This window comes from Rhizobium sp. Root149, from assembly GCF_001427345.1.
In the GTDB taxonomy this organism is placed as follows: domain Bacteria; phylum Pseudomonadota; class Alphaproteobacteria; order Rhizobiales; family Rhizobiaceae; genus Neorhizobium; species Neorhizobium rhizoryzae.
In genome coordinates, this window is sequence record NZ_LMGD01000025.1 from 1 (window position 1) to 21380 (window position 21380).

Annotated in this window: 17 protein-coding genes; 13 read left to right on the forward strand and 4 right to left on the reverse strand. The window is 57.6% G+C overall.

The window, feature by feature from the left end; translation table 11 throughout:
* From ASD54_RS27100 to ASD54_RS24410, 6 genes are all read left to right on the forward strand, one after another.
* Nucleotides 1–248, forward strand: a 248-nt coding sequence (locus ASD54_RS27100) for a hypothetical protein (protein ID WP_210170900.1), incomplete at its 5' end; no start/stop codon positions are given.
* 139 nt (nucleotides 249–387) lie between these two features.
* Nucleotides 388–1338, forward strand: coding sequence for a phosphoribosylaminoimidazolesuccinocarboxamide synthase (locus ASD54_RS24390; protein ID WP_062557319.1), 951 nt, complete (start codon nucleotides 388–390; stop codon nucleotides 1336–1338).
* Between the two features lie 85 nt (nucleotides 1339–1423).
* Nucleotides 1424–1975 carry a TetR family transcriptional regulator gene (locus tag ASD54_RS24395; RefSeq protein WP_062557204.1) on the forward strand — a complete coding sequence of 184 codons (552 nt, stop codon included), beginning with the start codon at nucleotides 1424–1426 and terminating at the stop codon, nucleotides 1973–1975.
* A 152-nt stretch (nucleotides 1976–2127) separates the two neighbouring features.
* Entirely contained in the window at nucleotides 2128–3342 is a 1215-nt protein-coding gene (locus tag ASD54_RS24400) for an efflux RND transporter periplasmic adaptor subunit (RefSeq protein WP_082547378.1), read from the forward strand.
* Nucleotides 3343–3381: 39 nt separating this feature from the next.
* Nucleotides 3382–6483 carry an efflux RND transporter permease subunit gene (locus ASD54_RS24405; protein ID WP_062557205.1) on the forward strand — a complete coding sequence of 1034 codons (3102 nt, stop codon included), beginning with the start codon at nucleotides 3382–3384 and terminating at the stop codon, nucleotides 6481–6483.
* A 111-nt stretch (nucleotides 6484–6594) separates the two neighbouring features.
* Nucleotides 6595–8049, forward strand: a complete 1455-nt coding sequence (locus ASD54_RS24410) for an efflux transporter outer membrane subunit (protein ID WP_062557206.1) — start codon at nucleotides 6595–6597, stop codon at nucleotides 8047–8049.
* A 125-nt stretch (nucleotides 8050–8174) separates the two neighbouring features.
* Here ASD54_RS24410 and efp read toward each other — a convergent pair whose 3' ends face one another.
* Nucleotides 8175–8744 (reverse strand): elongation factor P, encoded by a 570-nt coding sequence (efp, locus tag ASD54_RS24415; protein ID WP_062557207.1) that lies wholly within the window; start codon nucleotides 8742–8744, stop codon nucleotides 8175–8177.
* A gap of 180 nt (nucleotides 8745–8924) precedes the next feature.
* Between efp and epmA the strand changes: the two genes are divergently transcribed.
* The 4 genes from epmA to ASD54_RS24435 all read left to right on the forward strand — a co-directional run bounded on the left by epmA (nucleotide 8925) and on the right by ASD54_RS24435 (nucleotide 14340).
* The gene (epmA, locus tag ASD54_RS24420; RefSeq protein ID WP_062557321.1) at nucleotides 8925–9989 is read left to right on the forward strand and encodes an EF-P lysine aminoacylase EpmA; all 1065 of its coding nucleotides are present in this window, start codon (nucleotides 8925–8927) and stop codon (nucleotides 9987–9989) included.
* Complete coding sequence (locus ASD54_RS24425) at nucleotides 9986–11035, forward strand: lysine-2,3-aminomutase-like protein (protein WP_062557208.1); 1050 nt, start codon at nucleotides 9986–9988, stop codon at nucleotides 11033–11035. Before epmA ends, ASD54_RS24425 begins: the two co-directional genes overlap by 4 nt.
* Before the next feature lie 172 nt (nucleotides 11036–11207).
* Nucleotides 11208–13778: an aminotransferase class III-fold pyridoxal phosphate-dependent enzyme gene (locus tag ASD54_RS24430; RefSeq protein WP_062557209.1), complete on the forward strand. Its 2571-nt coding sequence runs from the start codon at nucleotides 11208–11210 to the stop codon at nucleotides 13776–13778.
* A 361-nt stretch (nucleotides 13779–14139) separates the two neighbouring features.
* Nucleotides 14140–14340 carry a hypothetical protein gene (locus ASD54_RS24435; RefSeq protein WP_062557210.1) on the forward strand — a complete coding sequence of 67 codons (201 nt, stop codon included), beginning with the start codon at nucleotides 14140–14142 and terminating at the stop codon, nucleotides 14338–14340.
* Nucleotides 14341–14401: 61 nt separating this feature from the next.
* Here ASD54_RS24435 and ASD54_RS24440 read toward each other — a convergent pair whose 3' ends face one another.
* The gene (locus ASD54_RS24440) at nucleotides 14402–14638 is read right to left on the reverse strand and encodes an Lrp/AsnC ligand binding domain-containing protein (protein WP_062557211.1); all 237 of its coding nucleotides are present in this window, start codon (nucleotides 14636–14638) and stop codon (nucleotides 14402–14404) included.
* Between the two features lie 55 nt (nucleotides 14639–14693).
* Nucleotides 14694–15623, reverse strand: coding sequence for a LysR family transcriptional regulator (locus ASD54_RS24445; RefSeq protein ID WP_062557212.1), 930 nt, complete (start codon nucleotides 15621–15623; stop codon nucleotides 14694–14696).
* A 104-nt stretch (nucleotides 15624–15727) separates the two neighbouring features.
* Between ASD54_RS24445 and ASD54_RS24450 the strand changes: the two genes are divergently transcribed.
* Genes ASD54_RS24450 through ASD54_RS24460 form a run of 3 tightly spaced genes read left to right on the forward strand, consistent with a single transcriptional unit; the run spans nucleotide 15728 to nucleotide 19613 of the window.
* Nucleotides 15728–17011, forward strand: coding sequence for an FAD-binding oxidoreductase (locus ASD54_RS24450; protein WP_062557213.1), 1284 nt, complete (start codon nucleotides 15728–15730; stop codon nucleotides 17009–17011).
* Between the two features lie 47 nt (nucleotides 17012–17058).
* Nucleotides 17059–18600 carry an aldehyde dehydrogenase family protein gene (locus ASD54_RS24455; protein ID WP_062557214.1) on the forward strand — a complete coding sequence of 514 codons (1542 nt, stop codon included), beginning with the start codon at nucleotides 17059–17061 and terminating at the stop codon, nucleotides 18598–18600.
* A 17-nt stretch (nucleotides 18601–18617) separates the two neighbouring features.
* Nucleotides 18618–19613, forward strand: coding sequence for a P1 family peptidase (locus tag ASD54_RS24460; RefSeq protein WP_062557215.1), 996 nt, complete (start codon nucleotides 18618–18620; stop codon nucleotides 19611–19613).
* A 120-nt stretch (nucleotides 19614–19733) separates the two neighbouring features.
* Here the strand turns inward: ASD54_RS24460 and ASD54_RS24465 are convergent, their stop codons facing one another.
* A complete protein-coding gene (locus ASD54_RS24465) occupies nucleotides 19734–21098 on the reverse strand; it encodes an APC family permease (protein WP_062557216.1) in 1365 nt (454 codons plus the stop codon).
* Nucleotides 21099–21380 lie beyond the last annotated feature (282 nt).

A 21380-nucleotide genomic window follows, 5' to 3' on the forward strand; every position in this document is an offset into this window, starting at 1 on the left:
ATCAATCCCTCGAGAAACTATCCAGTCAAACCCAGACTTTCTCAAGAACGAAGGACTTCGTCGCCAGCAGCGCCGCCGCCCTCGTCAGTGATCGGCGTTATAGGGAAACCAATTTTATCCGTCAACAGACGATTTCAAAATCATTCAACGAAAATGATAAGTCGTTGATATTACGATCTATATTTTCAGTTTGGCTAGCTTTTGAGCAGGCAGTGACCATTTCTTGCGCAGGATCCATTGAGATTTGACCGTCGCGACAACCGTGTTTCCGTGATGCTTGTCTATGTCTTGTCGGCTTGTTCTGGAGCTCTTTCACGTGCGATAGAAAGGTTCGATAACACATATGAACCACGCGGCCTTTCCACGGCCGATATCGGGATGAAAATGATGAACGTATTGGCCGAGGTCGAACTACCTGAACTCCCAAATCACTATCGTGGAAAGGTCCGTGACAATTACGATTTGCCGGACGGGCGTCGCATCATTGTTGCCAGCGATCGTTTGAGTGCGTTCGACCGTGCCCTGGCAGTCATACCGGACAAGGGTCGCGTCCTCACGCAAACCGCGCGGTTTTGGTTCGAGAACACGAAAGATATTTGCCCTAACCATGTGCTCGATTACCCAGATCCCAATGTTGTTATTGGCAAGCGACTGGACATCCTGCCGGTGGAAGTTGTTGTTCGGGGTTATCTCGCCGGAACGACAGGGACGTCGCTTCTGACGCTTTATAAGCAGGGTAAGCGCACGATGTATGGCCTTAACCTTCCGGATGGCATGCGTGACAACCAGGCTCTGCCACAGCCTGTCATCACGCCAACGAGCAAGGCTTTCGATGGCGGCCATGATGAACCGCTTTCTGAGAAGGAGATCGTGGAAGGCGGTTTGTTGACACAAGCACAGTGGGACGTCGTCAGTGGATACGCTCTGGCACTGTTTGATCGCGGTCAGACATTGGCAGCGAAGAATGGACTGATTCTGGTTGATACGAAGTATGAGTTCGGGGTCGACGAATCCGGAACGATCATTCTGGCCGACGAAATCCATACGCCCGACAGCAGTCGCTACTGGATGGCGGATAGCTACCAGAGCCGCTTTGAGGCAGGTGAGAAGCCCGAGAGTTTTGACAAGGATTTCGTTCGCAACTGGGTCGCCGAGCGATGCGATCCTTACAAGGATGACATTCCGACAATCCCGGGGGATCTTGTTGAAGCGACAGCGCGCGTCTACCGTGACGCCTACAACAAGATTACGGGCAAGGTCATCGATCCCATCTCTGCAGATGTCGATATCCATGCGCGCCTGCGATCGAACCTGGAACCCTATTATTCCAAGGGCTGAACGTCGAAAGAAAATCAAAGGCAGAAACGGCCACGTGCGTAGACCAAGACGAAAAGCTGAGGACACAAGAGCTGAAATCCTGGATATGGCCGAGCGGGTATTCACCGAACGCGGCATAGCTGGCTCTTCGATCGCGCACGTGGCACAGGCACTCGGTATGTCGCCTGCCAATGTCTTCAAGCATTTTCACTCAAAGGTCGCATTGGCCGATGCTATCTGCCAACGCAGCATCGAGAATATGGCAGCACAGTTGCAGGCTCTGAACGTGGAGGAGCCTGCACCAGACCGCTTGCGAAGCGTTGCGCACCAGTTGATGGCCATGCATCTGGCAGCCTTCAAGACCGCACCTTACATGATTGAGATGCTGCTCATCCTGTCCGAAACGGAAATGGCCAGCGGCGCGCGCTATGGCGAAATGATCGAAGGACTGTTCGCAGGTCTCATACGGCACGGCATCGAATCAAATATCTATTATTGTCGGGACATTCCGGCACGCAGCAGAGCTGTCGCGGCAGCTTTCGTGACCATTCTTCATCCCGTCTTCCTCGTCCGAACTCCTATGGAAGAGCTCGAAATGCGCTGCGATGAAATTGTCGAACTTGTGAATATTGCACTGCAGAATCCACTTGCTAAGTGACGATTTGTGAATTACGTCACTTTTAACGTTCTATGTTGAATGCACGGATCGTGCGCCTTTGCGCGCGCAGTTCTCTTGCTTGGCGTCGAACTTGCTCCATTATCAAGCCCGCATCTAATTGCCGATTGCCCCACGAAACCGGATCCCGCCTCATGAACACACGTCGTTACGTTCTTCCGCTCATGCTGTCACTCGCACTCGTGGGCTGCAGTGAGCAGGGAAACCAGAAGGCTGGAGCAAACCAGGCAGCGGGAGGCGGACAGCAGAGGCCACCTTCGAAAGTGAGTGTGGTCACAATGAAACAGGCAGAACAGCCTGTAACTCGGGTTCTGCCGGGTCGGGCCGTTGCTTTCCAGACCGCCGAGATTCGCCCGCGCGTGAATGGCATGATCGAGCAGATCAAATTCAAGGAAGGAAGCACGGTCAAGGCTGGCGACGTTCTTTATAAGATCGACGATGACACCTATGCCGCCTCGCTGGAGGAAGCAAAGGCTGCCCTTGCGAAAGCTGAAGCAAGCGTGCCGAGTGCTCAAGCCAACCTCAATCGCTATGAACGCTTGGTCAATAGCGGCGCGACACAGATCGAATATGAGAATGCCCGGGTAACGCTCCTGCAGGCGCAGGCTGATGTTGCGCAGGCAAAAGCGGCTCTCCAGAGCGCCCAGATCAATCTGGGATATACCGAGATCAAGGCACCCTTCGATGGTGTGACGACCATCTCGACTGTCAGCATCGGCAATATTGTAACCGCCAATCAGACGACAGCGCTGACGACATTGCGGCGGATCGATCCAATTTACGTCGACTTGACCGACTCCAGTGCCAACCTGCTCGAATTACGCTCCGCAATTGCGGCCGGCCGGCTCAAAGGCAGCCAGACTGAGGCCGATATAACGCTTACACTGGAAGATGGCACGAAATACGACAAGACTGGAAAGCTCGATATGGCCGAGATGGCCGTCAGCGAGACAACCGGAACCTACCAGATCCGTGCTGTCTTCGATAATCCGAACAACCTCATCCTGCCGGGCACTTACCTTCGCGCAACGGTCATCGTCGGCTACGAGAATGGTTTTCTCATTCCTCAGCGAGCCGCAAACCGTAATGCAAACGGCTCTCTGACAGCGAAATTTGTCACCGCCGAGAACAAGGTCGAAACGCGCACTTTCGATAACACCCAGCTTTCGGGCACGAACTGGCTGGTCACGAGCAATATCAAGGACGGCGACAAGCTGATCGTCGATGGCTTCCAATGGATCGCAGAGGGTGCTGTGGTCGCACCGGTTGACGCCAAGCTTGATGAAAACGGCTTCGTCGTCGAGCAGGCCGCAGCTCAGCCTCCGGCAGCTTCCCCTGCAAAACCTTAAAGCTAGTCGGCACGAAAGTCAGGCGTCAAGGAATAACCAATGGCCAAATTTTTCATTCGCCGACCGATCTTTGCTTGGGTCATCGCGATCATCATCATGCTTGGCGGTGGATTGGCGATCACCACGCTTTCCGTTGCACAATACCCGGAAATCGCCCCGACCACGGTTCGCATCTCGGCAACCTACACCGGCGCAAGCGCGGAAACCGTTGAAAAGTCCGTAACGACGATCATTGAGGACGGCATGACCGGGCTGGATGATCTGACCTATATGACATCCTCCTCAAGCACCGGTTCTGCAACCGTCACCCTGACATTCGGCAATACCATCGACCCCGATATTGCTCAGGTCCAGGTACAGAACAAACTGCAGCTGGTTCAGTCACAACTGCCCGATGTCGTCCAGACGGCTGGCATCACGGTTACCCGGTCCACATCCAGCATTCTGCTCGTCGGCGCGCTCGTCTCGACCGATTCGAAGCGCATGCCGGTGGAGCTTGGTGACATCTTCAGCACGCAGATCGAAGATCAGATCAAGAGACTCGAAGGCGTCGGTAGCATTCAGGTGTTCGGCACCGGCTATGCGATGCGGATCTGGCTTGATCCATTCAAGCTGAACAAGTTTCAGTTGACTCCGACTGACGTGACTGCGGCCATCCAGGCACAGAACCAGCAGGTCTCGGTTGGATCTCTAGGTGGCCTGCCTGTGGTAAAGGGTCAGCAGATCAGCGTTACTGTGACGGCCCAAAGCCAGTTGCAGACCGTGGACGACTTCAAGTCAATCATCTTGAAGACGGAGACAGGCGGCGCGACGGTGCGCCTCAGCGATGTGGCGCGCATCGAAATCGGTCAGGAAAGCTATTCGACGAACTCCCGCTCCAACGGCAAGCCGGCTACCGGCTTCGCCGTCAACCTCGCGACCGGAGCGAATGCACTGGATACTGCCGCACGCGTCAAGTCCGCCTTGAGCAGCGTGGCATCTTCACTGCCAGAAAACGTCATCATCACCTATCCGTATGATACGTCGCCATTCGTCCAGCTCTCGATCGAAAAGGTTGTCCATACCCTGATCGAAGCCATCATCCTCGTTTTCGTCGTGCTCCTGATCTTCCTTCAGAACCTCCGCGCGACATTCATTCCGATGATTGCCGTGCCGGTGGTCTTGCTGGGAACCTTCGGGATCCTTGCGCTTGCGGGGTACTCGATCAATACCTTGACGATGTTCGCAATGGTTCTGGCAATCGGCCTGCTCGTCGACGATGCGATCGTCGTGGTGGAGAACGTCGAACGAATCATGACCGACGAGGGGCTGTCCCCGCTGGAAGCGACGGAAAAGTCGATGGGCGAGATCACCGGCGCCATCGTCGGTATCGCGCTCGTCCTCACGGCCGTGTTCATCCCGATGGCCTTCTTCGGAGGCTCGACCGGCATCATCTACCGCCAGTTCTCAATCACCATTGTCTCGGCAATGCTGCTCTCCGCCTTGGTGGCGATCGTTCTGACACCTGCGCTTTGCGCAACCATCCTCAAGCCGACAGGCCATGGCCCGAAGCGCGGAATTGCCGGATGGTTCAACCGGAACTTCGATCGCACGACCAACGGCTACACGTCGACCGTCGGCTACATGCTCAAGCGACCACTGCGCGTCATGCTGATGTTCGCCATCATTATCGGTGGCTGCGGATGGTTGTTTACGCGTCTGCCCAATTCATTTCTTCCGCAGGAAGACCAGGGCGTTCTGCTGACGATCATACAGCTTCCCAATGGCGCCACGCAGGCGCGGACGGAAGAGATCATCAAGAAGATCGAGACCTACTACCTGGACAAGGAAAAGGATGCCATTCAGGACGTTTTTGCGGTCTCTGGCTTCTCATTCACCGGTTCAGGCCAGAACTACGGCATTGTCTTCGCAAAGCTGAAAGACTTCGACTTGCGCGAAGACCCCAAGCTGGCTGCATCTTCAGTGGTGCAGCGCGCAATGGGTTACTTCTTCACTCTGCGTGACGCTCAGGTCTTCCCTCTTCAGCCACCGGCGATTCCGGGTCTGGGAACATCAAGCGGCTTCTCCATGTATGTGGTCGACAGCGGCAAGACCGGCACGCAGGCGTTAACTGCGGCGACCAACCGACTTATCCAGCAGGGCAACTCCAATCCTAACGTATCCGCCCTGCGTTCGAACAATCCTCCGGCCGAAACTCAGCTGAAATTCCTGCTCGATCAGGAAAAGATGGGGGCCATGGGTCTGGATATCGCTACGGTCAACTCCATGCTCTCGGTGATTTTCGCTGGCAGGGATGTGAACGATTTCACGCTGAACAACGAGTTGAAACCCGTCTACGTCCAGGGCGATGCGGCGTATCGCATGCAGGCTGATTCGATCAACAGCTGGTATGCACGCAACACGCAGGGAGAGATGGTTCCCTTCTCCTCCTTCATGAAGACCCAATGGGTCAGCGGCGCGCCTACCCTCAGCCGCTTCAATGGCGTCAGCGCAATCTCGCTGGATGGCTCGGCCGGTGCAGGCGTAAGTTCGGGCACGGCCATGGACACCATGGAACAGCTGACGTCCCAGCTGGGTGGCGGCTACACTGTGGCGTGGCAGGGCATCTCCTATCAGGAACGCCTGTCGGGCTCGCAGGCGCCGCTCCTGTACGCGCTCTCGGTTCTGATCGTCTTCCTGTGCCTCGCTGCTCTCTACGAAAGCTGGTCAATTCCGTTCTCGGTCATCATGGCCGTGCCTGTGGGCGTTTTGGGAGCCTTAGGAGCAGCTTTGCTCTTCGGTCAGTCCAATGACGTCTACTTCAAGGTCGGACTGCTGACGACAATTGGCCTGGCGGCCAAGAACGCGATCCTGATCGTGGAATTCGCAAAGGATCGGCAGGCGGCAGGCGTAGGGATCATCGATGCGACCCTTGAAGCAGCTCGTCTGCGATTGAGGCCAATCATCATGACGTCCCTGGCCTTTATTCTGGGCGTTGTACCGCTCGCAATCGCGACCGGCGCGGGTTCGGCCGCTCAGAACTCGATCGGCATCGGGGTGCTGGGTGGTATGCTTTCTGCAACACTCCTCGGAATTTTCTTCGTCCCATCGTTTTTTGTAGTGGTGCGAAAGCTTTCAGGCGGTAAAAAATCCCCGGGTTAACCTTTGGCCGCCTTTCGTTAACAATTAAGGCTGACGGATGGCTGCTTCCCGCATAGGGATGCAGCCCATGGCCCGAGGCTTAAAAGTATTTCGTCAAACCAGGATGCTCACATGACCTCCATTCGCGCAGCAGCCCCTCTTGTCATGCTCCTGCTGTCCAGCTGCGTCCTCGGACCAGATCACAAGGCTCCCGAGATCGCACTTCCGGCAAAGTTCAAGGAAGGTAGCGTCCGCAGCAACGGCAACATTGCCCAGGAAGCGTGGTGGACGGCATTCCGCGACCGCCGTCTTGATGGCTACATCCAGAAGGGTCTGGATCAGAACCTCTCTGTTCTTCAGGCGCTGGAGCGAATCACTCAGGCTGAGGCGAGCGTTACCGCAAACGCTGCCGGCGGCTTGCCGAACCTGACCTTCTCAGCACAGGAACAGCGCAGCGGTACCAAGGGTTACAAGGGAACGCAGGTATCGTCGCCACCCTCGACGGCTGTGGCAGTCTCTCTCGATGCCTCTTGGTTCATCGATCTCTTTGGTCGCTATCGGCGTGCCAAGGAAAGTGCTTTGGCGAGCCTTGATGCCGCCTATGCAAACGTCGATGTCGCAAAGCTCTCGCTGCTTTCGTCAGTCGCTGGCGCCTATATCGATGCCCGCTACTTCCAGCAGCGCATAGCACTGGCGCAGCAAGACGTGAAATCCCGTCGCGAAACGCTGGATCTCACACAGCTTCAGCTTCAGGCCGGCGCCGCCTCGCGTCTGGATGTGGTTCAGGCAGAAGGCCTCGTGAATACGAGTATCGCGCAGATTCCCGGCTTCGAGACCCAGTTCCGTCAGGCTGCACACCGCATTGCTACCCTTCTCGGCATGCCTGCGTCGTCTCTGGTCGATGAACTACAGCGTAGCGGTGCACAGCCGGTCGCTCGCTTCAATATCCAGGCAGGGGTTCCGGCTGATCTCATCCGCAACCGTCCTGATATTCGGGCGGCTGAGCGCCAGCTTGCGGCGGCGACTGCGAATATCGGCGTTGCTGAATCACAACTCTACCCGTCGATCAGCCTTGGCGGCTCCATCACGCCCGCCTACACGAAGTTCGTGGGTGGCTCCGATGCGCACCGTATCTCCTGGTCCTTCGGTCCCACGCTCAACCTGCCTATCTTCGATGGCGGTCAGCTGCGTGCGAATCTGAGTGCTGCCGAATCGCAGGCGCGTGAAGCCTATCTCGCCTGGAAGTCGACGGTGTTAACCGGTATTCAGGAAGTGGAAAATGCGCTCGCTGCCGTACAGCGTGACGGCCGCACGGTTGCAGCCCTTCGCAACACCGTGAAATCCTACCAGGAAGCGCTTCAGCTTGCGACGGCCAGCTATCGTGATGGTGCGTCCTCGCTGCTCGACGTTCTGGATGCCCAGCGTCAGGTGTCGAATGCTCAGGCAAGCCTTGCGCAGGCCATCCAGCAGCAGGCACAGGACTATGTTGCACTCAACGTCGCGCTCGGAGGCGGTTACGCTTGGGGCACCAGCACCCAGAAGGGCCCAACAATCGTTGCAGCAGCCAAGGCTGCAAAGGCGCAGTAAACCGCGACTAGGCAGGGCAGATAACAACAAAGCCCCGGATCGAGCCTTCGATCCGGGGCTTTCTTTATGGCCAAAAAAAAGCGGGCCGAGGCCCGCTTTGTCGGAAAGGTTGGACCGGATCCGGATCAATCCTTTGCGCGCTCGACGTAGGAGTTGTCTTCGGTCGCGATGACGACTCGCGTGCCAGCGTCGATATGAGGCGGCACCAGGGTCCGGAGACCGTTGGAAAGAATGGCTGGCTTGTAGGAAGACGAAGCGGTCTGACCCTTGACGACCGGCTCGGTCTCGACGATTTCCAACGTTACATGGCGAGGAAGCTGAAGAGCCAGCGCAACACCTTCGTGCATGGACAGGATGCAGGTCATGCCTTCCTGCAGGTAGGCCTTCTGGTCACCCATGGTCTCGGCGCTGACGACAACCTGATCGTAGCTCTCCGGGTTCATGAAGTGGAAGCCTTCGCCATCCTCGTAAAGGTACTGGAAGTTCACGTCTTCCACGAAAGCGCGCTCGACCTGCTCGGTCGTGCGCCAGCGCTCGGAGACCTTCACACCGTCGACGATACGGCGCATGTCCACCTGGGTGACCGGTGTGCCCTTGCCGGGATGGAAATTCTGCGCCGTCAAAACGACGTAAAGCTTGCCGTCCACATCGAGAACATTGCCCTTGCGGACGGAGGAGGCGATAATCTTGACCATAGGGTTTCCTTGTGACTGCCTTGGCTTGTCAGTGCGTGGAATGCGTCGTAGAGGACCAATCAGCCGACGGACCGTTGACGCTTGATCTTTCTTCAAGGCGCGCAACTACCTCAAATCCGCGGAAAGTGGAAGCCTTTGCAGTCAAGGCGCAAGAAGAAAGCCGGAAAGGAAAGCTATCTCGTGTCGCAAGAAAGCCCGTTTTCGCCCTCGTTCTGGTGGCGGCCGGATGTTCATGCCGATCGTAGACCCTTCCTTGTCGGCCGTAATCGTATCCAGTCGGCCTTCCGCGCCTATTTCGACGCGAACGAATTTCTCGAAGTCGATACCGCGACCCTGCAAGTTTCGCCCGGAAACGAAGCGCATCTGCATGCCTTTTCGACGATTGCTTTGACAACCGACGGCCGAGCCCTGCCCTTGCATCTGCACACCTCTCCGGAATTCGCCTGCAAGAAGCTGCTGGCGGCGGGTGAGCGACGCATAAGCTGCTTTTCGCATGTCTTTCGCAACAGAGAACGGGGGCCGCTTCATCACCCTGAGTTCACGATGCTGGAATGGTATCGGGTTGGCGAAGACTATACGCAGCTGATGACCGATTGCGCCGACCTCGTCGCGCTCGCAGCCAAGACGGCGGGCACTACGCTTTTCAGCTATCGCGGCATGATCTGCAATCCGTTCATCCCGGCAGAAAGACTGAGCGTCGCGGATGCATTCCGCAAGTTTGCCGACATCGACATCCTGGCGACGATCAGTGAAGACGGGACGACGGACCGAGTGGCTCTGGCCAACCAATTAGGTAAAGCCGGCATCCGCCACGCAGACGACGATACATGGACAGATCTCTACTCTCGTGTGCTGGTCGAAAAGATCGAACCAAATCTGGGAGACGGACAGATGACGATCCTCGACCGATATCCGGTATCCGAGGCCGCTCTGGCGCGACCTTCTTCCGACGATCCACGCGTGGCGGAACGGTTCGAACTCTATGCCTGCGGGGTCGAACTCGCCAATGCCTTTGGAGAATTGACCGATCCGGTGGAGCAACGCCTGCGCTTCGAGGCCGAAATGGCGGAGAAGATGCGCGTTTACGGTGAATCCTATCCGCTCGATGAAGACTTTCTGGCGGCACTTGCCATCATGCCCAACTCAAGCGGCATCGCACTCGGCTTCGACCGACTCGTCATGCTGGCGACTGGTGCGCTCCGGATCGATCAGGTCATGTGGGCGCCGGTCGCGGATTATCGATGATGGCAACACGCCCGCTCAAGACACCATCCGAACTGCTGGACGCAGACCTGATCTCGCAGGAGCATCTGGCCGACGCTCAGGCGGTCGCTGAGCGCTATGCGATTGCCTTAACCCACACCGTGGTCGACCTGATTGATCGCGGCGCTCCCGACGATCCAATTGCCCGGCAGTTCATACCGGATATTGCAGAACTGACGACGACGAACGAAGAACGTGCGGACCCGATCGGAGACGGCGCGCACAGCCCCGTGCGAGGTATCGTACATCGCTATCCGGACCGTGTCCTTCTGAAGGCTGTTCATATCTGCCCGGTCTATTGCCGCTTTTGCTTCCGTCGCGAAATGGTCGGACCGACGGGCGACGGCACACTGTCACCGACAGAATTGCAGGATGCGCTGGACTATATCCGCTCCCGAACCGAAATCTGGGAGGTCATTCTGACGGGCGGAGACCCGCTGGTTCTCTCTCCGAGACGTCTTGCCGAGATCATGAACAGGCTGCGTTCCATTGAACATGTGAAGATCGTCCGATTGCATTCCCGCGTTCCTGTCGTCGATCCGCGCGCCATCAATGCGGAGCTGGTCGACGCCCTTCGGCAAAGCGGCAAGGCGGTCTATGTCGCACTTCATGCCAACCATCCCCGCGAAATGACGGATGAGGCGCGCGCTGCCTGCGCAACATTGATTGATGCCGGGATTACGATGGTCAGCCAGACCGTGCTTCTGAAGGGCGTCAACGACGATCCGGATGTGCTGGCAGCCTTGATGCGCGCCTTCGTTGAGGCGCGGGTGAAGCCCTACTATCTTCATCATCCGGATCTCGCGCCCGGCACCAGTCATTTTCGATTGGATATCGCCCGGGGCCAGGAAATCGTTGCTGCCCTTCGTGGCAATCTCTCCGGCCTCTGCCAGCCGACTTACGTTCTCGACATACCCGGCGGGCACGGCAAGGCAGTGCTCGGACCTCAGGCTGTTCAGGCGGCTGACGACGGCTGTTATTCCGTGAGTGACTACCGAGGCGGAACACATCGCTACCCGCCAAGCTAGCTGTCTTTATCGTCCGCAACTGATGCGTTTCAGACTGCTTGAGCGGTCCATTGCAACCTGATTCGCTGTCTCTTTAGCACCTATAGCCACACGCGTTTCAACGAATGCTATGGACGCAGGCGCTGATCGCGCTATTCTCCTTATAAATCAACAGCCTTCCGGGGGAGTAGCGATGGCTGACGCTGAGTACGAGACAAGCCCTGAAGCCATGAACGACGGCGAGCAGTCAGCTTACTGGCCTGAAGCCGACGAATTCGTTGCCGAGCACTATGGCCTGGCCGGGGAAGTCTTACCCGTCGATATCGACCCACCGCGCTTCTTCATTCGGTACGAAGAAGTTACCTGCAGGCTCGATTTCGGCGAAGAACAACAGCTATTCGAGCGCTTCAAGATCGAGCACGAGCTGCTGCATCGGTTGCGAGGAGAGACAGGGCGTATCGGCGCACCGGAACCGCTTGCAGCCCAGCAGGGAGCGGATCTGATCAGCCTGGACGGAAGTCTTGCGGAAGGCGATCAGGCATTTGCGCGTCTTTTTGCGTTTCCGCCCGGGGAGCCCATGCCGGATCTTGCGGAGCTCTCGGATCTGGAGATTGGCCGGATCGGAACATTTGCCGCCCAGTTGTCTCGTGATCTCGTCGCCATTTCGGATCTTGAGGGACATGCTACCCAAACGTCTCAGCTAATCGTCGATCAAGATCTGCGGCAGGTCGGGCCACAGGTTGTTCATTGCCTGAGAAATCTCACCGAACCGGCGGTGCGCGATCCAATCGCTCGCGCCACCGTGACCGCGCTTCGACAGGTTCAGCCTCTGGGAGAACAACTGCGCGTTCAATTGATCCATCATCGACCGATTGGTGATAATCTGGTTGGCCTGCCGGGGGAAGCCGGTTGGGTACCGACCGGCTTTACCAGCCCGGAGCTTTTGGGTAGCGGCTGGGTTGTCGCGTCTCTGGCCGGCGTCTGCGCAGAAATCCTGCAGCGCGGCACGGGCGGTGCATTGTCCGTTCTGCCAGCCATCAAGGCATTCCACGCCGAACTTCCCCTGACCGAAGCGGAACTGACAGCGCTTTGGCCACTGGTCGTTGCCACTGTTGCGCGTGAGCGTGCACAGCATGAGCTTGCGTCTAAGGACGTCAGCGCTAGCCCAAAACTACAGGAAAGCAGAACCGGCTTTGAGAAGACAGCCGACGTTGAACCCGGCGTGATGCATGCAGCCATCCTGCAAGCCGTTGAGTGGCCCTTGCCAGAAACGGCAGAATTTCTGCCGCTTCTGCCGGAACTGGATCTCCAGGATCTCCGTCTTGTCGATCTCTCCGCAACGAGCCCGCTTTTTGTGGACGGTAACTGGAACGACCCCGAGATCGATTGGCGTCTCCTGGCACGAATCGCCTGGGAAACAAAAATGGGGGCCACCCGCTTCGGAGAGTATCGTCTATCTCGTGGCTCGGCGGATGCTGACGCTCGCAACGTCGCCCTTCATATCGATATCTGCCTGCCGGCTGGAGCCACAGTGGCCGCTCCGTTCGGAGGCACCGTAAAGCAGACAAGCGGCCCGCTCATTCTTTCCGGCAAGGATGCCACTCTCTATCTCGAAGGCGTTGAAACGGTCTTGGCAGAGGGGACCATGTTGTTTGCGGGCGACCGTCTGGGGTCGGTCGGCGGTCCGGAGGGATCCGTCGGTGGATTGCGCATTCGCCTTGCACGCTCGCCGGACGTGGATCCGCCCTTGTTCTGTTCCGGAAACGAACTGGGGCTTTGGAAACGTCTGGTCCTGTCTCCTTCTATGGTGCTCGGTCTCAATGTGGATGCGCCCGATGTAGCCGGGGAAGGCTATGTGCGAGGCTGGAATGAGTATCTTTTCGACAGCTTCGGTCACCGCCGGATTGATTTGACAGGGTCAGCAGGCATTCTCGGCTATGGGCATGGAGTGCTTGCAGAAGCAGCTTACCGCCAATGGCTCACGCTCGGAGGCACAGTCGGGACCAGCCTGGAAGCGGAGTATCAGGCCGCCCTGCTTCAGGACATGCCGGGCCATCTTGATACCGTTCTTGCTCTGACCGACGAAACGCAGGCCATGGAGATTGCACGGCAATTGGCGGACAAGCTGTTTGATGATCCGGATGCCGTCTTGATTGCAGACGAAAGGCAATCCGGCTTCTGGCGCAACGGCAAAAACGCCTGGTCGTTTCAGACGGCAGAGCAAACTCCGGATATTGTCATCACCGGTTCGCCTGTTCCCCAGGAGCGGCTGGCAGCCGTCATCATCAGTCGATCGGTACTGCCGGATGGACTTGAACTGCCGCAACCCGATGCGACAGCGGTGGCTTGTCGTATGGGTCTGGCAGTTCTGGATGCCCTTGATGACGCAGCGCTGCGGCGTGAGGCGTCGAATGCTGCGGACCTTCTATGGACCAGACTGGAAGAGCTATCAAACAGGAATCCTGCACTCATCGGTATAGAAGGATCCGGTCTCGATCTTCGATTGAAGCTTTCCGGCTTGGACGCCACCGAGGTCGCAAACCTTCTTCAAGGCCTCGGCGTCCTGGTGTCGCCTCCCACGGCATCGGATGCAATCAGCGTTGTTGCACCGCTCACGCTATCGGAGGGCGCAGTCGCAGAATTCGTGGAAGCTTTGGCTGCCTGCCTGCCCGCCGTCGAATCCGGGCAGGACGAACAGGCACGCGATCTCGAGCCTCAAGACAAGCCAGATCCCCAATTTGAGAGCGAGCGTGAGCGAATGTGATCGCAATCCTATACAAAGGCAGATGCGCGAACAAGATTTCACACATCTGCCCGATTGCTGTCATCAAACAGAAAAAAATTCTAGCTATTCATAATTCCGATTGAACTGGAGCTTCGACTCGCTTATGGTCCAAAACACCTGAGACGAGCCGAAGAAGGTTCAGTCCGGAGAAGCGCAACACGAACGAGGGAGTGACAATGACGCTTATGATCCGCACTTCTCTTATTTGCGATGCGTCTGTTGTGAAACGCGTGGGCCAGATCTCCACCCCGCGCTGTCGAATGTGACGTTTCACCCGAAAACCGTCTGAAAAGTCTAATTCGTCATCGCTGCGTCACGCAGCCACACTAGGAGTATGACCATGCAAAAGCAGGTTATCGAATACGCTGGCGAGCCCGTTGGCATCGTTGTTCCCGACAACGATCGCTTGAAGTTCATAGCGGTCAAATTTCATGTCATCGATCTGGACGAGCAACGTTTTTCATCTGCTGATGAGGTGCGTCTCGCAATTCGCAATCACGTCCGCGATCAAGCCATCGCCGACCGTCGGGCAGTCGCCTGAACCTTAAATATCCCGAACGAGCGGACCGCCCAACATGTGAAGGGCGGTCGCGTTGTTCGCATCAGAACGCGGTAAATGTGAGCGTTGTAAGAGAGCGCTCGATTCCGGGAATGGATGCAATCTTTTCATTCACGAACTTCCCGATCTCTTCTCCCTCGCCGATGTAGATCTTTAGGAGCAGGTCCCAGTCGCCGCTGGTGGAATAGAGTTCGGAAACCAGTTCGGTCTTGTAAATGGCATCAGCCACTTCGTAGGTCTTGCCCGGCGCACAGCGCAACTGGACGAAAATCGGCTTCATGTCATTTTCCCGTATCTCAGGCTGTCGGCCAGCCGTGGTTGACGTGTGAACGAAACTATTGGCCGATGCGACTGCTTCGTGCAACCCGGTCCTGCGTTCTTGCAGCCTCCTCGACAATCCAGGTTCTGAACGCCGCAAGTGGCGGATAGGAGCCGCGCTCCGGTGGATAGGCCAGAAAGTAACGACCGCTGTGGAGTGGATAGGTCTCAATGGCTGGCACAAGCAAGCGCTCATCCAGTTCGCGATCAATCAGAAATCGGGGCATAAGAGCAAGCCCCATACCCGCGACTGCAGCTTCAAGCATGGTAGAAAACTGGTCGAAGAGCATTCCGTGCAGAGCCTCGAATTCGATGCCTCGTGAGGTAAACCAGTTCTCCCAGGCGTCTGGACGCGAATTGAGATGCAGCAGAGATGCGCCACGCAGATCGTCGCAAGACCGGAGATCATCACGCGACAGGTAAGCGGGGGCACAGACGGGGATCACATCTTCGTCCGTCAACACGGAAAGGCTTGCGCCTGGCCAGCGTGGCTCTCCGAAATGAATCGCGGCATCGAGAGTATCGAAACGGAAGTCGAATGGCTCAAGCCGGGTAATCAGATTGACCACGACGCCGGGATGACGTTCCAGAAACCGTGGCAGGCGTGGGGTCAACCAGCGACTGCCGAAAAAGGGCAGGATGGCAAGGTTCAGCGTCCCGCCAGCCGGGTTCGCCCGCAGATTGAGGGATGCATTGGAGATGCGTCGCAACGCCTCGCGGACCTCTCTTGCGTAGGTATCACCGGCAATCGTCAGGCGGATCGTCTGCCGCTCGCGCAAAAACAGGGCCACACCGAGCTGCCTTTCCAGAGACGAGATCTGGCGGCTCACCGCGCTTTGTGTCAGACCCAGTTCATTGGCTGCTGCGGTGACGCTGCCGGTACGTGCCGCGGCCTCGAAAGCGGCCAGAAGCGAAAATGAAGGCAGGAATCGGCGCGGCGGCAACATTGCGAGATCATTCCTCCTGAGAATGAACTGATGAGGAGAATTCGATATTCACGCCTTTGACGCGGCTGTAAAGATAGGTCGTCAAGCCTTCGGAACGATGATCCATGCTCAATGATCCCCGCACCCACGGCCTGTGGGCAAAGACTGCACCTGCCGCCCCGCCGACGACGCCACTCACCGGCGACAGGACGGCCGAAATCGTCATCATCGGTGGCGGCTATACGGGCCTGTCTGCGGCTCTGCACCTTGCGCAGTCGGGACGCTCCGTTATCCTGCTGGAGGCCAAGGACATCGGCTTTGGTGGTGCCGGACGAAATGTGGGCCTCATCAATGCGGGAATGTGGGTCATGCCGGACGATCTTCCCGGCGAACTTGGAGAGATCCACGGCGAACGCCTGCTGAACCTCCTCGGCAACGGCCCTCAAACGGTCATGGCACTCATTGAACAGCACGCAATAGAATGCGAGTTGACGCGCTCGGGCACCCTTCATTGTGCGGTCGGCGACGATGGCTTGAAAGAAATCGAAGAGCGCGCGCGGCAGTGGCAGAAGCGAGGTGCGCCCGTTGAACTGCTCGATGCAGCAGAAACGGAACGACGTATCGGCACGCGCGCTTATCGCGGTGCGCTGCTGGATCGTCGCGCAGGAACGCTCCAGCCACTCGCCTATGCTCGGGGTCTAGCCAATGCCGCCATCAAGGCGGGCGCCCTGCTGCATACGGGAAGCCCGGTCATCGGCTGGCAGGTTCGCGGGCAACGCCATATCGTTTCCACCGGCACCGGGAGCGCGACCGCAAACTGGGTGATCGTCGCAACGGATGCCTATAGCACCGGCCCATTCGAGACAGTGCGGCGGGAGCAGGTTTATCTACCCTATTTCAACCTCGCGACCACGCCCCTCTCCGACAATCTGCGACGCTCCATTCTGCCGGAGCGCGAGGGCTGCTGGGACACGAAGGAGATTCTCTCATCCTTCCGCATGGATGCCAGGGGCCGCCTGGTGTTTGGATCTGTTGGCGCACTGCGAGGCACCGGGACGGCAATCCACAAAGGCTGGGCCCGTCGCGCCCTTGCCAAGCTGTTCCCACAACTGGGCGAAGTGGAATTCGAGGCCGAATGGTATGGCCAGATCGGCATGACCGACAACGCCCTGCCGCGCTTTCATAAATTCGCCGATCGCGTCATTGGCTTTTCGGGCTATAACGGGCGCGGCATCTCACCGGGTACCGTTTTCGGCAAGGTTCTCGCTGCGCATGTTCTGGGCGAATTGCCAGAAGCTGATCTGCCTCTGCCGCTGACGGAACCAACCGAACCGCTGATGAGACCGATCAAGGAAGCCTATTACGAGGTTGGAGCACAGATTGCTCACCTTGCGGGCGATCGATTTTAAGTACTGAACGATCAGATGATCATGACCAGAAGACGAGAAGGACCAAGATGAGCCTCGCCACTCTGAACCTTGCCGCCGAAGCGGATACCATCCTTGCCAAACTCGGTGTGGCACCCAGCGCCTATAAAGGTGGAACTTTGGTCGTCCGGTCCCCCATTACGGGCACCGAAATCGGGCGTCTTTCTGAGCTGACATCGCAGCAGGCTCAGTCTGTCATCGATGCGGCGCATCAGGCTTTTCAGGAATGGCGCCTGGTGCCAGCCCCGAAACGCGGTGAACTGATCCGTCTTCTTGGTGAGGAACTGCGCGCGGCCAAGGCGGATCTCGGCAAACTCGTCTCCATCGAGGTCGGCAAGATCACGTCTGAGGGCTTGGGCGAAGTACAGGAAATGATCGACATCTGCGATTTCGCTGTCGGTCTCTCACGCCAGCTCTACGGCCTGACCATCGCCACGGAACGGGCGGATCATCGCATGATGGAAACCTGGCATCCGCTTGGTGTCGTCGGCATCATCTCTGCCTTTAACTTCCCGGTTGCGGTCTGGGCTTGGAATGCGGCGCTCGCTTTGGTCTGCGGCAATGCCACCGTCTGGAAGCCCTCTGAGAAGACGCCGCTGACGGCACTGGCCACGCAGGCAATTTTTGAAAAGGCGCTCAAGCGTTTCGTAGCCGAGGGCGGAAAGGCACCGGCCAACCTCTCGTCGCTTCTCATCGGCGGCCGCGATATTGGTGAAGTTCTGGTCGACCACCCGAAAGTGCCGCTGGTTTCTGCAACCGGTTCCACGGCCATGGGTCGCGCCGTTGGACCACGGCTAGCGAAGCGCTTTGCACGCGCCATTCTGGAACTGGGCGGCAACAATGCCGCCATCATTACCCCGACCGCGGACCTGGACCTGACATTGCGGGGCGTTGCCTTCGCTGCCATGGGGACAGCCGGTCAGCGCTGCACAACGCTTCGCCGTCTTTTCGTCCACGACAGCGTCTATGACAACCTCGTGCCACGCCTGAAGAAGGCTTACCAATCGGTTACGATCGGCAATCCAACTGTTGACGGAAATCTTGTCGGCCCGCTGATCGACAAGGCCTCATTCGAACGGATGCAAAAGGCCATCGAAGCTGCCAAAGCGGAAGGCGGCGCAGTGACCGGCGGCGAACGCGTTCTGGAAGCCGAAGCCGCTGACGCCTATTACGTCCGCCCGGCTGTTGTCGAGATGCGGTCGCAGTGCGGTCCGGTCACTGAGGAAACATTCGCGCCTATCCTCTATGTCATGAAGTATTCCGACTTCGACGCCGTGCTCGACCTGCACAATGGTGTGCCGCAGGGCCTGTCGTCGTCCATCTTTACCAATGACATGCGCGAGGCGGAAACCTTCATCTCGGCACGCGGATCCGATTGCGGCATCGCCAATGTCAATATCGGCCCGTCAGGTGCGGAAATCGGTGGCGCCTTTGGTGGCGAAAAGGAAACCGGAGGCGGTCGCGAATCCGGCTCCGATTCCTGGAAGGCCTATATGCGCCGCGCGACCAATACGCTGAACTATGGCCGGACATTGCCCCTTGCCCAGGGCGTCAAGTTCGATATCGCCTGACAGGCAGGAGGCACCGCATGGCTGAAACGCTCAATCTTCTCACCGATATCGAGGGGTTGAGTGTCGGCCATGCGACCGACCTGAACCTGGGTTCAGGAGTCAGTGTCGTTGTGTTCAATGAACCGGCCATCACTTCCGGCACCGTTCTGGGTGGTGCACCCGGCGGGCGGGACACCGCTCTTCTCGACCCGGCCATGACAGTGGAAAAGGTTGACGCGCTGGTCCTTTCCGGAGGCTCGGCATTCGGCCTCGATGCCGCAGGCGGTGTACAGGCTGGTCTTCGCGAAATGGGACGCGGCTTGCAGGTTGGTACGACACGCGTTCCGATCGTGCCGCAGGCAATCCTCATGGATCTATTGAATGGCGGCAACAAGGATTGGGGCCTTCATTCGCCCTATCGAGATATGGGGTATGAAGCATTCAAGGCGGCCCAGACCGGTCGTTTTGATCTGGGAACAGTCGGGGCAGGCACAGGCGCTACAACGGCCACCTTCAAGGGTGGCTTGGGCTCAGCCAGTGCGGTGACTTCCACCGGCCATCGAATCGGAGCTCTTGTTGCGGTCAACGCGCTGGGATCGGCGACCGTTAGTGAAGGCCCGCATTTCTGGGCTGCTCCCTTCGAGCAGGGTAATGAATTCGGCGGTCTTGGCCTTCCTTCGCAATTCAATGCGGATCATCTGGCACTGCGCCTGAAGGGCGTCAATCTCAAGGCCACGACCATCGGTCTGGTGGTGACCGATGCCATCCTGACCAAGGCGCAGGCTCATCGACTATCCATTATGGCTCAAGATGGACTGGCGCGGGCAATCCTGCCTGCCCATCTGCCCGCAGATGGCGACACGGTCTTTGCCGCCTCGACGGCCAGACGCGCTTTGGCGCAGCCTTCCGATTTCATGGAGTTGTGCCATCTGGCCACGCTGACATTTGCCCGGGCAACCGCTCGTGGAGTTTACGAAGCACGCGCCCTTCCCGCTGACAACAGCCAAAGAGCGTGGCGAGACCACCACGCATAACCTGATAAGAGCATCGGGCGAAAAAGTAGAAACCGGCTTTTCGCTCAACCGATGCGTCAACAAAGAATTTGGAGCGCCGGGCCGTTCCCGATTAGTCGCCCGACGCTTTAAAGGTCCGTCTCAGGCCGGCTGCGCGCTTGTTTTCATGACCCGCACAGTTATGAACCAGAAGAGGATCCCGACAGCGATCAGAGCTCCGGCAATTGCGTACTGAATAGGATCACGACCTGTCCATGGACCAGCAAGGAAGACGCAGCTGATCGCGCCAAGGACAGGCACGATTGTCGGCGTGCGAAAATGCTTGTGTTCCACTTTGTCCTTGCGCAGGACTAGTACGGCGATGTTGACGATCGCAAAAACACAGAGAAGGAGCAGAGCAGTCGTTCCCCCAAGCGCAGGCACGGCGCCAACGAAAGTAATCAGCAGCACAGCGATCGATGTTGTTAAGAGAATTGCGATGTAAGGCGTGCGTCGCTTTTCATGAACACGACCGAGCAATGTTGGGAGAACGCCTTCTCTGGCCATGCCATAGATCAGCCGACTCGCCATCATCATGTTGATCAATGCAGAATTTGCAACAGCGAACATGGTGATGATGCCAAAGACGCTGATTGGAAAGCCCGGTGCTCCCGCCTGAACAACTTTAAGCAAGGGCGTCTCGCCTTCCCCGAGATCTGCTGCGGGAACAAGGGTGATGGCGGATATCGCAACCAGGACATAGATGATCCCCGTAATGATCAAACCACCGAGCAAGACCTTTGGGAAAATGCGGCTCGGCTCCTTGCATTCTTCAGCCATGTTGACCGAATCCTCAAACCCAACCATGGCAAAGAAGGCCAGAGTGGTTCCGGCAATAACAGACCAGAAGAGGCCATGATCCTGAGCAGGCTGGAATGTGAACGCGCGAGACACATCGCCCTGCCCGCCCATGATTGCCCAGAAGCCGATGCCGATGATGATCAGCAATCCGCTCAACTCAACAACGGTGAGCAGGACATTGACCTTTACGCTCTCGCCCACGCCACGGAAGTTGACGGCTGCGACCAAGGCAATGAATGCGAGTGCGACAAGCGTGATCGTCAATCCGCCGGACGCAAGACCGGTTGAAGCTACGAAATTGGCTGCAAACGCACGTGAAGCGGTCGAAGCAGACGTGATGCCCGAAGACATCACTGCGAACGCAACAAGGAAGGTGAGGAAATGAATACCGAACGCCTTGTGCGTATAAAGGGCGGCACCTGCGGCCTTCGGGTACTTCGTGACCAGTTCCAGGTAACTGAATGCTGTAAGCAAGGCGACACCGAAGGCGACAAGAAAGGGTAGCCAGACCACGCCTCCGACTTCGGCAGCCACCTGTCCGGTCAGCGCATATATGCCTGTTCCAAGAATGTCGCCCACGATGAAGAGAAGCAGGAGGCCCGGCCCCATGACCCGCTTGAGTTCATGGGTCTCGCCCAGGTGTTCCGCCATCTTGCCGTCTTTCATGCTGACCCTCCCGCGCATTTCAAATCTGCATACGGACGACAAAATCCCTCGATGCAGCTTCAGGCAGTAGTTAGAGCAGCCGCTACCAATTCCGAGTGGGCCAAAGACGGAAATGCTGGAAAGGATCGTCTTCTATCACACAAACAATGCGTCCTCCTCTCGAAAGCACGGCTCCAGGTGCTGAGCAGTTTCGGGATCATATTCAATTTGGGACATTTCGGGATTGATGGCAGAAAGTACCTGATTTTTCGATGACACGGACGTTTTCGAGATCCGTAAGGA

Coding starts and splice junctions, on each gene's coding strand:
- ASD54_RS24390 (WP_062557319.1), top strand. CDS start 388: ATGAACGTATTGGCCGAGGTCGAACTACCTGAACTCCCAAATCACTAT.
- ASD54_RS24395 (WP_062557204.1), top strand. CDS start 1,424: ATGGCCGAGCGGGTATTCACCGAACGCGGCATAGCTGGCTCTTCGATC.
- ASD54_RS24400 (WP_082547378.1), top strand. CDS start 2,128: ATGAACACACGTCGTTACGTTCTTCCGCTCATGCTGTCACTCGCACTC.
- ASD54_RS24405 (WP_062557205.1), top strand. CDS start 3,382: ATGGCCAAATTTTTCATTCGCCGACCGATCTTTGCTTGGGTCATCGCG.
- ASD54_RS24410 (WP_062557206.1), top strand. CDS start 6,595: ATGACCTCCATTCGCGCAGCAGCCCCTCTTGTCATGCTCCTGCTGTCC.
- efp (WP_062557207.1), bottom strand. CDS start 8,744: ATGGTCAAGATTATCGCCTCCTCCGTCCGCAAGGGCAATGTTCTCGAT.
- ASD54_RS24425 (WP_062557208.1), top strand. CDS start 9,986: ATGATGGCAACACGCCCGCTCAAGACACCATCCGAACTGCTGGACGCA.
- ASD54_RS24430 (WP_062557209.1), top strand. CDS start 11,208: ATGGCTGACGCTGAGTACGAGACAAGCCCTGAAGCCATGAACGACGGC.
- ASD54_RS24435 (WP_062557210.1), top strand. CDS start 14,140: ATGCAAAAGCAGGTTATCGAATACGCTGGCGAGCCCGTTGGCATCGTT.
- ASD54_RS24440 (WP_062557211.1), bottom strand. CDS start 14,638: ATGAAGCCGATTTTCGTCCAGTTGCGCTGTGCGCCGGGCAAGACCTAC.
- ASD54_RS24445 (WP_062557212.1), bottom strand. CDS start 15,623: ATGTTGCCGCCGCGCCGATTCCTGCCTTCATTTTCGCTTCTGGCCGCT.
- ASD54_RS24450 (WP_062557213.1), top strand. CDS start 15,728: ATGCTCAATGATCCCCGCACCCACGGCCTGTGGGCAAAGACTGCACCT.
- ASD54_RS24455 (WP_062557214.1), top strand. CDS start 17,059: ATGAGCCTCGCCACTCTGAACCTTGCCGCCGAAGCGGATACCATCCTT.
- ASD54_RS24460 (WP_062557215.1), top strand. CDS start 18,618: ATGGCTGAAACGCTCAATCTTCTCACCGATATCGAGGGGTTGAGTGTC.
- ASD54_RS24465 (WP_062557216.1), bottom strand. CDS start 21,098: ATGAAAGACGGCAAGATGGCGGAACACCTGGGCGAGACCCATGAACTC.